This is a genomic window from Brevundimonas sp. AVps23W (assembly GCF_058681395.1).
In genome coordinates this window covers 1,577,580-1,589,838 of record NZ_CM178738.1, presented here as the reverse complement: position 1 = coordinate 1,589,838, position 12,259 = coordinate 1,577,580, and the positions used below count along the sequence as shown (strand labels likewise).

At 67.2% G+C, this 12,259-nt stretch carries 8 protein-coding genes; 6 read left to right on the top strand and 2 right to left on the bottom strand.

Annotated features, from left to right (window positions below):
• Positions 1-73: 73 nt before the first annotated feature.
• Positions 74-3,106, bottom strand: a complete 3,033-nt coding sequence (locus tag ACW177_RS07775) for a TonB-dependent receptor domain-containing protein (protein ID WP_492027999.1) — start codon at positions 3,104-3,106, stop codon at positions 74-76.
• A gap of 500 nt (positions 3,107-3,606) precedes the next feature.
• Positions 3,607-3,918: a phosphatase PAP2 family protein gene (locus ACW177_RS07770; RefSeq protein WP_492027998.1), complete on the bottom strand. Its 312-nt coding sequence runs from the start codon at positions 3,916-3,918 to the stop codon at positions 3,607-3,609.
• A gap of 135 nt (positions 3,919-4,053) precedes the next feature.
• Between ACW177_RS07770 and ACW177_RS07765 the strand changes: the two genes are divergently transcribed.
• From ACW177_RS07765 to nagE, 6 genes are all read left to right on the top strand, one after another.
• Positions 4,054-5,034, top strand: a complete 981-nt coding sequence (locus ACW177_RS07765; RefSeq protein WP_492027997.1) for a glycosylasparaginase — start codon at positions 4,054-4,056, stop codon at positions 5,032-5,034.
• Positions 5,034-5,777: a copper homeostasis protein CutC gene (locus ACW177_RS07760; protein WP_492027996.1), complete on the top strand. Its 744-nt coding sequence runs from the start codon at positions 5,034-5,036 to the stop codon at positions 5,775-5,777. The genes ACW177_RS07765 and ACW177_RS07760 overlap by 1 nt, the downstream gene beginning before the upstream one ends.
• A 76-nt stretch (positions 5,778-5,853) precedes the next feature.
• The gene (locus ACW177_RS07755) at positions 5,854-6,879 is read left to right on the top strand and encodes an SIS domain-containing protein (protein ID WP_492028097.1); all 1,026 of its coding nucleotides are present in this window, start codon (positions 5,854-5,856) and stop codon (positions 6,877-6,879) included.
• A complete protein-coding gene (nagA, locus tag ACW177_RS07750) occupies positions 6,876-8,018 on the top strand; it encodes an N-acetylglucosamine-6-phosphate deacetylase (protein WP_492027995.1) in 1,143 nt (380 codons plus the stop codon). Before ACW177_RS07755 ends, nagA begins: the two co-directional genes overlap by 4 nt.
• 30 nt (positions 8,019-8,048) lie before the next feature.
• Positions 8,049-10,565, top strand: a complete 2,517-nt coding sequence (ptsP, locus tag ACW177_RS07745; RefSeq protein WP_492027994.1) for a phosphoenolpyruvate--protein phosphotransferase — start codon at positions 8,049-8,051, stop codon at positions 10,563-10,565.
• Positions 10,562-12,259, top strand: a complete 1,698-nt coding sequence (nagE, locus tag ACW177_RS07740; protein ID WP_492027993.1) for an N-acetylglucosamine-specific PTS transporter subunit IIBC — start codon at positions 10,562-10,564, stop codon at positions 12,257-12,259. Before ptsP ends, nagE begins: the two co-directional genes overlap by 4 nt.

Genomic DNA, 12,259 nt, shown 5'->3' with positions numbered 1-12,259 from the left:
CAAATTGAATCGGCGGAGCTGCTGGTGCAGCTCCGCCGAAACGACTTAGGCCTCAGAGGCTGAAATCAGCCGCTTAGAAGTTGACCGTCAGGCCGATCGAGATCTGACGTCCCAGGGAGTCATAGCGCTGAGGCAGGGTGTTGTTCCGCGCCAGGCTGACGTTGTAGGAGTTCGGGATGACCGGGGGATCTTCGTCCATGATGTTGTTGGCCGACACCCGCAGCTTCGCGTCGTCCGTCACCTTATAGGCCACCGACACGTCGAAGTAGTTGTAGGCTGGAATGTTGTAGAAGGTCTTGCGCTCGGCGCCTTCGACCCAGCCCAGCAGCGGGTCGCCCGAGTTCGACGTGTGGGTCAGCGACGAGACGTAGCGCCAGTTGACCGAGACGCTCAGACGATCGTTCGGGATGGTGTAGGTCGTACGCAGGCCGTGCGTCCACTCAGGCACGAACTGCCCCCCGCACGAGCCGAAGTAGCCGACGCAGTTGATCTCGGGCCGCAGGGGCGAATCCTGCCAGCTTTGACGCGTGGACAGCGAACCGTTGAAGGTCCAGTCGAGCTTGCCGATGTGCTCCAGCTCGAGGCCGTATTGGCCCTGGAAGTCCCAGCCATGGGATTTCGACTTGTAGGCGTTGGTCGTGCCTTGGCTGATGAAGCCGGTGGTCGGGTTCGACGCGGCGCTGGCGTACAGGGTGCCCGTGACCGGATCGCGCACGATCTTGTCGCAGAAGTAGGCGTCGCCGCCGCTGCTCAGGCAACCGTCCTGGTAGTAGCTGTAGTCGTTGTAGTTGATCGAGTCATCGAGATCGATGATGAACCGGTCGATCGAAAGGGTCAGGCCCGGCAGGAAGGTCGGCCGCAGGACAACGCCGAAGGTGGTCGTGTTGGCGGTTTCGGGATCGACCGTGAAGCCGCCGGTGCGAACCGTACATTGCGAGTTGGGACACGACAGACTGGTGCTGCCGTACAGGGCGTCGCTCAGGCCGGTTGCACGGCAGACTTCGCGCGAAGCGGTCGGGGCGTCGATGACGGTGATCTGCTTCGTCGGATCGTTGGGATCCTGAACCTGACGAGCGATGCCCGCGCAAAAGTCGTTTTGCGATCCGCCCTGGCGGGTGAAGCTGATGTTCGACGCCTGCGACATCTCGATCACCGTCGGGGCCCGCTGGGCCTTGTTGAAGGCGGCCCGGAAGGTCACATCCTGAACCGGCGCGTACAGACCTTCGATCTTCCAGGTATTGAAGGTCTCCGGGTTGGTGTCGTAGCGCGACAGACGATAGCCGCCGTTGACCTGAAGCAGGTGCGCATATTTGCGCTCTTCCATCAGCGGAGCCTGGAACTCGATGTTTCCTTCGACGACGCTCTGCGACAGGCTGACGTCAGCCCCGCCGTTTTCACGACGATAGATCGCGTCAGCCGTCGATTCCCAATGCTCCTCGCGGTATTCGAGACCGGCCGAAACCGCGACGCCCTGTTCGGCCCACGGGCTGATAACGCCGTATTCCGCCAGATCGCCGGAAACCGTGGCGACCAGGTCGTACAGCGTGCCCACGCCGGTGGTCGTGCCGCTTTGGCCGGTGAACAGATAGTCGGCCAGGGCCTGGTCGTTGTTGCCCGCCGTAAAGGCGTCGAATGGAACGCAGTTGGGGTCAGTGCCGTCGACTTTGGACACGCAGGTCGGCGTGCCGTTGACATTGACGACGTTAAGCGAGCGATTGACCTTTTCGAATTCGGCGAAAGCGCCGGAAGTATAGTCCATCTGGTTGCGCGCATAGACGCCGCCGATGTCATAGTTCCAGACGTTGGCGACCACGCCGCGCACGCCGCCGGTGGCCCGCACGCCTTCGTTCACATAGGTGTCGAGCGTGTACGGCAGATCGTCGAAGCGATAACGAACTTCCAGCGGCATCATGTCCGCCGTGCCGGCCTGCGTCCCGCAGATCCCGGTCGCTTGCGCTGCCGACATCAAGGGGTTGTTGCAGTTCACTTCATAGGGCGTGCTGCCGTACGCCGTGTAGCTGTAAACCCGCGTGGGGAAGCGGTTGTAGGATTCATCCTTGAACCAGATGACGTTCCCGTAAATCTCGGCGCTGTCGTTCAGCTTCAGGGTGCCGAAGAGGCCGGCGTTCAGGCGCTCCGATTCCCGCTGGTACGAGTAGCCGTCGTAGGGGTTCGCGGCTTTGCCCTCACCGATGCCGTAAGGCACGAAGGTGCGGGTGCCGTCCGGGTTGTTCAGGTAGACCGACCCGGAATTGCTGCCGCCCCGAGGCGAGAGATAGCCGCTGGGGGAATAGGTCGATGTCGAGCAGCTCAGCGGGCCGTCCGCCACGCTTTGCGTCAGTTGACAGGCCGAGGTGGCGCGGTCCGCATAGGGCACCACGTCCGCATCGCGGTAGTTCACGAAGCCCGACAGGGTCAGGGCGTCGTCAAACAGATGCTTGCCGTAGGTCAGGGTGATGTCTTTGCGACCACCGTCGTTGACCGTGCCGATCGGCGTGGGGAAGGCCGAGGCCTGCGCGACCGGCGTGACGATCGTGGTCTTATTCTCGTGGTTGTAGAAGCTGTAGTTCGCATCCAGCTGAAGGCCTTCAAAATCATCCTTGAGGATGAAGTTGACCACGCCCGAGATGGCGTCAGAGCCGTAAACCGAAGAAGCGCCGCCCGACAGGATGTCGATCCGCTGGACCATCGAGGTCGGGATGATGCCGGCGTCCTGGCCGTTCATCGTGCCGAGGCGCTTTCCGTCCACCAGCACGAGGGTGCGTTCGAAACCGAGGTTGCGCAGCTTGATGCGCTGGCGGCCGTCGGAATCCTGATAGTTCTGCTGACTGTCCGGCGCGATCTGCGGCAGCCGGTTGAGGATTTCTTCGATATTGACCGCGGCAGCAGCCTCGATTTCCGTTGCGGTGACGCTCGTGATCGGCGCCGCGGACTGATTGTTCGGCCGGATGATGCGCGTGCCGGTCACAACCACTTCGCCGACCTCGGCCTTGTCGTCGGCGGCGGTCGTGGTGTTCTGGGTGGCGCTTGCCGTCTGCGCCTGCACGTGCCCTGCCAAAGCCAGCAAGCTCGTCGTCAGCATCAGTTTCAAAATCGTATTGTTCATCGTGCCCCTCAATCGCGAAGACCGCCACACCGGCGATATCCAAAGACGACCAGAGGCGCGACAGGTGTCAATACCAATGCGCAATGGAAGAGCCCAATTTAGCGCCAATAGGGCCTGCGAGTAACAAGTTTTCGACACACCTGTGTCAATATGGCGACACACGTTATGACCGACCGATAGCCATAAGGCGCAAAAAACTCGCAGGATAATGAGCCAATTTACAGTTTTTTGGCTCTTATGTTCCAATCAGGCAGGGAGCGCCTTGCTGACCGACCCCGTTCCAGGGCGAAACTGCCCCCTAGACTCATATACGAGGCCGATCTCGGATCGCCAGACGCGGGTTCGAGACCGATCTTTTGCAGACGCCCCTCCCGATTCCCCGTCGCAGCCGTGCTGAGCGGGGTAGGTTGCGGACGCGACATGCTCTCGCCCTGTCAGGGCGTCCTGCCGTTCGGCTGTGAATCAGGCGTGCATTCAACACGCGGGCGCCCCGCAGGCTCCTATTGCGCCAGACCGGCCCGCGCCAACACCGCCTGGACCTCGGCGCGGGCGGCTTCCATGTCGCGGCGGAAGACGTCAGATCGCTGTTCCGCGCCATAGATAACCATGCCGGACTGGATGCGGGCCTCGGCGGCGCTGTAGCTGTGTGCGCCGCAGATATGGCGGCTCTCGGCGAACTCGCGGCCACAGGCATACAAGGCGTCGGAGCGCTGGAGCGCCAGTTCGGCCATGATCATGGCCACATGGCCGCCGCAGGCCGAATGCCCCGTGGGATAGTCGGGACTGCGGCCAAAGGCCCAACAAGGCCTCAAACGCGCTAAACCCAATCTATTGCCAATGAATATCCTGCGCGATACCTCTTCCCTGTACCGGCGGTTCCAGAACGGCGCTCGCCTACAGGATTGACGAGGTCGATGATGCTAAACCGGCGCGCCGTGATGTCTGTGATGGCGACCGTCGGTTGCTTCTCAACCCAAACTCGCCCCGCGTCCGCAGGCGCTTCGGACTCAGCCGACACAGGCGCGCTCATCGTCTCGACCTGGGATTTCGGCGCGGCGGCGAATGACGCGGCCTATGCCCGACGCCGCGTCGGCGGCTCACTGCTGGACGCTGTCGAGGCTGGCGCCAATGTGCCTGAAGCCGACCCGACCAATCATTCCGTCGGCTTCGGCGGCTATCCCGACCGGGACGGAAGCGTCACCCTGGACGCGGTGATCATGGACGATACGGGCCGCGTCGGCGCCGTCGCCGCTCTGGAAGACACGGTCCATGCCATTTCGGTGGCGCGCGCCGTGATGGAAAAGACCCCCCACACCCTGCTGGTCGGCGAAGGCGCCACCCGGTTCGCGCGCGATCAGGGCTTTCCGCAGACGAACCTGCTCACCCCAGAGGCCGAGACAGCCTGGCGTGAATGGCTGAAAACAGCGAACTACAGCCCCCAGGCGAACATCGAGCGGACCGGGTACCGCACCCCTGGCGGCGCTTTAGATCACGACACCATCGGCCTCCTGATGCGCGACCCTGACGGACGTTTCGCCGGCGCCTGCACGACATCCGGCATGGCGTTCAAGATGCGCGGACGGGTCGGCGATTCGCCCCAGGTCGGCTCGGGCCTCTATGTCGAGAAAGACGTCGGCGGCGCGACCGCGACCGGGGTCGGCGAGGAGGTCACGCGCGTTGCGGGAAGCGCCAGGGTGGTTGCTTCGATGCGCAGCGGCGCCTCGCCCCAAGCCGCCTGCGAGGAGGTCGTGCGCCATATCGCCGGGCTGCGCGGCGACGCGATCCGGGGGGTTCAGGTCGGCTTCCTGGCTATGGACCGGCACGGCCGTGTCGGCGCCTTCTGCCTGCTGCCCGGCTTCGTCTATGCGGTGACGGACACGTCCGGCGTGACCCAGGTCCGCACCGCCCCCTCGCTGTTCGCCGGCTGATGAGGCCCAGGCTCGAGGTCTGCGTCGGGACTGCGGCCGATGTCGAGGCCGCGACGGCCGGCGGAGCGGACCGGGTCGAACTGTGCGCCGCGACATCCATCGGGGGGCTCACTCCCTCGGCCGCAGCCATCTCCGCCGCCGTTCGCGGCCCCTGCCCCGTCCATGTCCTGATCCGCCCCCGCGAAGGCGGCTTTACCTATGATGACCAGGACGCCGCCCTGATCGCGGACGAGATCGCGCGAGCGCTTGACCTGGGCGCCGCCGGGGTCGTGATCGGCGCCGGCCTGCCCGATGGCCGCCTGGACCTGTCGCGGCTGGAACAATGGATCGGCCGGGCGCGCCAGATCAACAGCGCCGCCGATGTCACCCTGCATCGCGCCTTCGACCTCTGCCCCGATCTGAGCGAGGCCCTGGAACAGGCGGCGGCCCTGGGGTTCGACCGCATCCTGACTTCCGGCGGCCGCCCGCGTGCGCCGGACGCCGTCTCCGCCCTGATCGCCTTGCATGAACAGGCTGACGGTCGGCTGACCATCATGCCCGGGGGCGGCGTCAACGCGGCCAATGTCGCCCCGCTTCTGGCGAGCGGCCTGACGGCCTTCCATGCCTCTTGCAGCGAACCCGTCGGCGCAGACGGGCAGGATCCGCGTTTGCTCGCGTTCGGCTTCGTCGCCCCGGCGACTCGCAGGACGACCGTCGCGCAAGTTGCTGCAATGCGAAAAGCCCTGAACGGACAGGGCAAATAGCCCTTGAACAATACCAATATATTACCTATCAACCTCCAGTGATCTGTCATCAGGGGTTGAGTCTTTCGTGATCAAAATGGCGCTGACGGCGACCGTCATGGAACGTGAGGCGCTCGAAGCCGCCGACGCGGTGGAGCAGATGCTCCAGAAGAACGCAGCCGCATTTCAGGCTCTCGGCGCGCAGCTGCGCACGACGCCCCCGGCGGTGGTGGTGACGGTTGCGCGCGGATCCTCGGATCACGCCGCCACCTACGCCAAATATCTGATTGAGACCTTTGTCGGCGTGCCGGTCGCATCGGCGGCTCCCTCCATTGCCTCCGTCTACGGCGCCCCCAGCGCACCCGGCCGCGCGCTTTGCCTGACGATCTCGCAGAGCGGGCGCAGCCCCGACCTTCTGGCCTCTGTCGATGCCCAGCGCGCCGCCGGCGCCCAGGTCGTCGCCCTGGTCAATGACGAGACCTCGCCCCTGGCCGAGCGGGCGGACACGCTGGCAGGGCTGAACGTCGGACCCGAGCTCGCGGTCGCGGCGACCAAATCCTTCATCGCCTCCCTGGCGGGGGTTGCCGCGCTGGTGGCCGCCTGGTCCGAGAATGCCGAACTTCAGGCGGCCGTGGCCAAGCTGCCGGATGATCTGCGTCGCGCCGCATCCCTGGATTGGCGCGACGCCGCCGCCTCCCTGATGGACGCCGACCAGTTGTTCGTCATCGGTCGCGGGTTCGGCCTGGGCGTGGCCCAGGAAGCGGCGCTGAAGCTCAAGGAGACCTGCGGCGTGCAGGCCGAAGCCTTCAGCGCGGCCGAAGTCCGGCACGGCCCCATGGCCATCGTCGGCGAGGGCTTCCCGGTCCTGCTGATGGCAGGTTCCGACACCGCCGGCGATTCCGTCCGCGCCGTCGCCGCCGAATTCGCCGCTCGAGGCGCCAGAACCCTGCTGGCCGACGCCCAAACAGGCGCGGGCCCTCTTCCGGCCTTCGCCGCCCATCCGGCCATCGAGCCCATCCTGATGATTCAGAGTTTCTATCGTCTGGCGGCCCATCTATCCGTGTCTCGCGGCCTCAATCCGGACTCGCCGCCCCATCTGCGCAAGGTGACGGAAACCGTATGACTCGCCTGCACTTCACCGGCGGCTCCATCGTCGCTTCGGACGGTGTTCATGCCCAGGGAACGATCACGGTCGACGGCGACCGCATCACGGCCCTCGACTTCGACGCCGCTCCAAACTCGGCTGACGACACCATAGATCTGGCGGGAGGTTGGCTGACCCCCGGCTTTATCGACACCCAGTGCAACGGCGGCGGCGGGGTCCTGTTCAACGACGAGCCCACCGTGGACGGCGTCGCCGCGATCGCCGAGGCGCACAGGCGTTTCGGCGCAACGGCCCTGCTGCCGACCATCATCAGCGACACGCCCGAGGTCATCGCCGCCGCCCTGAAGGCCGTGGACGCAGCGATCGAAGCCGGCGTGCCCGGCGTCGTGGGCGTCCACATCGAAGGTCCGGTCATCAGCACGGCCCGCAAGGGCATCCACGACCCAAGCCGCTTCAGCCGCCTGGACGAGAACCTGATCGCCCTGCTGACGCGGCCTCGTCGCGGCAAGGTCGTCGTCACCCTGGCCCCGGAACGGGTCCAACCCGCCGACATCGCACGCCTGGCCCAGGCGGGGGTGCGGGTATCGGCCGGTCACAGCGACGCCGACTATGACACCACCAGGGCCGCCTTCGCCGCCGGCATGACGGGCGTCACCCATCTCTACAACGCCATGACGCCGCTGCACCATCGGGCGCCCGGCCTCGTCGGCGCCGCCCTGGACGATCAACAGGTCTGGTGCGGCATCATCGCCGACGGGCATCATGTCCATGACGCCGCCCTGCGGATCGCCCTGAGATCCCGGCCTATGGATCGCTTCATGCTGGTCAGCGACGCCATGCCCTGCGTCGGCGCCGAGACCAAGGACTTCATGCTGCAAGGCCGGCCGATCACGGTTCGCGACGGCCGCTGCGTCAGCGCCGACGGAACCCTCGCGGGCTCGGATCTCGACATGGCGGGGGCCGTTCGCGAGATCGTCGGACGGACAGGCGTCACGGTTCCACAGGCCGTCGCCATGGCCTCGACCAATCCAGCCGCCTTCCTGGGACTGTCTGAAGAGCGAGGCGCGCTGGCGCCCGGCCTCCGCGCCGACTGGGTCTGGCTGACGGCCGGCCTCCAACCGGCGGGCGTATGGGTCAGCGGTCAACGGCTTCACTGACCGGCGCTTGATTTTCGGGGGGAAGACAGCATGGCGAACATCATCATCACGGCGCCGATCCAGGGCTGGTTGACCCCGATGGCCGCCGTTCCCGACCCCGTGTTCGCCAGCGGCGTCCTGGGTGACGGCGTCGCCATCGACCCGACAGGTAATACCGTACTGGCCCCCTGTGACGGCGTCGTCTCCAGCCTGCAGTCGGCTGGACACGCCATCGCCATTCTGACGGACGAAGGCGTCGAGGTGCTGATCCATGTCGGCGTCGATACGGTCGCCCTGGGCGGCCGGGCCTTCACCGCCAGCGTCGCGGTCGGCGACCGGGTCGTTCGCAACGATCTTCTGATCACACTGGATCTCGATGACATCGTCCAGAACGCCAGCGCGGCGGTGACGCCGGTGATCATCACCAGCGCCGAGCGGTTTTCGATCTCGTCGCGCGCGGCCGAGGGTCTGGTCGCGGCGGGGGCCCCGATCCTGACTCTGTCGGAAGAGACTTCGACCGAAGCCGCCGCGATTTCGCCGGATCAGTCTACGTCGCCGGACCGGGCGCAGCTCAGCGTCCATGTCGCCATGATGCACGGCATCCACGCCCGACCCGCCGCGCGCCTGCGCGAGGCGACGGTGGATCTGGAGGCGGAAGTCGCGCTCGTCCACGGCGAGCGCCGGGCCGCCTTGACCAGCCCCATCGCCGTGATGGCGCTGGGCGTTCGCCATGGCGACACCATTATCGTCTCCGCCACCGGCCGCGACGCCGAACGGGCGGTCGCCCTTGTCGCCGGCCTGATCGAGGACGGCATGGGCGAACGCGGCGAGTCGCTCCATCCAGCCCCGTCCGTCGTCGCCCCCGTTCCGCCCCGGACCATCCCGGACGACGGGCGGCTTGTGGGAGTCTCGGCAGCGCCGGGGCGGGTCATCGGCGTCGCCCATCGACTGCAGGTGGCGGAAATCATCTTCGCAGATACGGCGACGGACCCTGCGGCGGAACACGCCGCCCTGGACGCGGCGCTCGACGCGGTCGGCGTCCGCCTGGCACAGGCCAAGATCGGGGCGAACGCCGATGAACAGGCGATCCTGACCGCCCACGCCTCCATGCTCACCGACCAGTCGCTGGTCGAAGCGGCCGTATCGGTCATCAAGACCGGCGGCAGCGCCTGCGCCGGATGGCGCGCGGCGATCCGCGAACAGGCGGCCGCCCTTCGCGCCGGCGGCGACGCCCGAATGGCGGAACGCGCGGACGATCTTCTCGATCTGGAACGGCGCGTCCTGCAACAGCTGACCGGAGCGAGTGAGACGACCGACGCCCCCCTGCCCCCCGACGCCGTTGTGATGGCCCGCGATCTCCTGCCGTCCGACGTCGTCGATCTGGCGCGTCGCGGGGCGGTGGCATTGTGCGTCGAAGGCGGCGGCCCGACCTCCCACGCCGCCATACTGGCCGCGACGGCGGGTCTGCCCATGGTCGTGGCCCTGGGGCCGGTGCTGGACAGTGTAACCGACGGCGCCTGGCTGATCGTCAACGGAGACGAGGGCGTGGTCGAGCCGGCGCCCGATAACGCCCGCCTGACCCAGGCGCGAGCGCAAATTGCGGCTGAACAACAAACGATCGCCGCCGCCCGCGCCGCCCGCGACGTCCCCTGCCGCACCCGCGACGGCGTGCGGATCGAGGCCTATGCCAACTGCGGCTCGGTGGGCGACGCCCGCGCGGCGGTCGAAGCCGGGGCGGAAGGCTGCGGCCTGCTGCGCACCGAATTCCTGTTTCTCGAACGGGACACTCAGCCGACGGCCTCGGAACAGACGGCGACCTATCAGGCCATCGCCGACGCCCTGTCGCCGCGCCCGCTCATCATCCGGCTGCTGGATATCGGCGGCGACAAGCCCGCCCCCTATCTGCCGATCGCGGCCGAGGAAAACCCGGCCCTGGGTCTGCGCGGCATCCGCGTCGGTCTGGCCCATCCCGAGGTTCTCGAGGCCCAGTTGCGCGCCATCCTGGCCGTCGTCTCCGCCGGCCCGCTCCACATCATGGCGCCGATGATCGCCAGTCTCGATGAGCTGCGTCAGGTGCGGTCCATGCTGGATCGGCTGAAGGCCGAGCTCGCCCTCACGGACCCCGTCTCGCTGGGCGTCATGATCGAGACGCCCGCTGCGGCGATGACGGCGGATCTGCTGGCGGCGGAGGCCGACTTCCTCTCCATCGGCACCAATGACCTGACCCAGTACGCCCTGGCTATGGATCGCGGCAATCCGGCTGTCGCTGCGGGCGTCGACGGCCTGCATCCCGCCGTCCTGCGCCTTATCGCCGAGACCTGTCGCGGCGCCGCCCGTCGCCAGACGCCAGTGGGGGTCTGCGGGGGACTGGCCAGCGACAGTCTGGCCGTTCCCATCCTGATCGGCCTGGGCGTGACCGAGCTGTCGGCCGCCCCCGCACGCGTCACCGCGATCAAGGCCCTGGTCTCCAGCCTCGACGCTGTGGCCTGCCGCGCCCACGCCGCCGCCGCCCTCAATTGCGCCTCCGCCGCCGAGGTTCGGGCGCTCGCACGGAAGTTCGCCGCATGAAGTCGCTGCTCGAGGCTCTCCAACCCCTGGGCCGCGCCCTGATGCTGCCCATCGCCGTCCTGCCTGTCGCGGGGCTGATGCTGCGCCTGGGCCAGGCCGACCTGCTCGACATTCCCTTCCTCGCCGCCGCCGGCGACGCCATCTTCGCCCACCTGGGCCTGCTGTTCGCCATCGGGGTGGCGACCGGGTTCGCGCGGGACGGCGACGGCGCGGCCTGTCTCGGCGGCGTGGTCTGTTTCCTGGTCGCGACCGAGGCTGGAAAGGCCTTGCTGGCCGTGCCGCCCGAGGCCGCCGCCGGCCTCACGGGCCCCGGCGCCGATCTGGCCGTCGCCGCCTGGAAGGCCAAGGCCATGGCGAAGCTGGACGTGCCCATCGGCATCCTGTCGGGTCTGATCGGCGGCGTCTTCTACAACCGCTTCTCTGGCTTGAAACTGCCCTCCTACCTAGCCTTCTTCGGCGGCCGCCGGTTCGTGCCGATCGCGGCGGGCGTCGCGGGTCTAGCGCTGGCGGCCGTCGTCGGCCTGGGCAACGCCGGGATCAGCGCCGCCATTGCGACGATGAGCGACTCCATCTCCCAGAGCGGCAGCGTCGGCCTGTTCCTGTACGGGATGTTCAACCGCCTCTTCCTCGTCACCGGCCTGCACCACGTCCTGAACAATTTCTTCTTCTTCGTTCAGGGCGATTATCAGGGCGTCAGCGGCGATTTGCGGCGCTTCTTTGCGGGCGACCCCACGGCCGGCGGCTATATGACCGGCTTCTTCCCGGTGATGATGTTCGGCCTGCCCGCCGCCTGTCTCGCCATGTACCACGCCGCCCGTCCCGAACGGCGTCGCGCGGTCGCCGGCCTGCTGTTCAGCCTGGCCCTGACCTCCGCCCTGACGGGGGTGACCGAGCCGATCGAGTTCACCTTCATGTTCCTGGCGCCGGCCCTCTACGTCATTCACGCGGTCCTGACCGGCGTGTCTATGGTGGTGATGGACCTGCTGAACGTGAAGCTGGGCTTCGGCTTCTCCGCCGGCCTGTTCGACTATGTGCTCAGCTTCGGCAAGGCGACGCGGCCCCTGCTGCTCATCCCGGTCGGCCTGGTCTATTTCGCCGTCTATTACGGCCTGTTCCGCCTGGTCATCGAGCGTTTCGACCTGCCCACGCCCGGACGCGAGAAGGACGAGCCGACCGCCCCGACCCAGGACGCAGCCCTGACCGACCGCGGCACGGCCTTCATCTCAGCCCTGGGCGGCGCGGCGAACATCACCAAGGTGGACGCCTGCGCCACCCGCCTGCGCCTGATCGTGGCGCGTCAGGACGCCGTCGATGCGGCGGCCCTGAAGACCCTGGGCGCGCTCGGGATCGTGCGCCCGTCGGACCATGCGCTCCAGGTCGTGCTAGGCCCCGTGGCGGATATCGTGGCTGTCGAGATCCGCGACGCCCTGGCCCGTCCGACCGCCGCGGCAGGCGGCGAGGTGGCGACCGTTCCCGTCCCAGCGCCCGCGCTGCTCCTCGATGCGCCGGTTTTGTCCGCCGGTCTGGTCACGGCCTTGGGCGGCATCGAGAATATCCTGTCCACGACCCGGCATCATGGACGCGTCCGCGTGGTCGTGGCCCAGCCAGGTCTGATCGACGACCAGGCTCTGGCGACGGCGGGACCGCGCGGCGTCTGCCGCCCCTCGCCCACAGTCGTGCATCTGCTGGGCTAG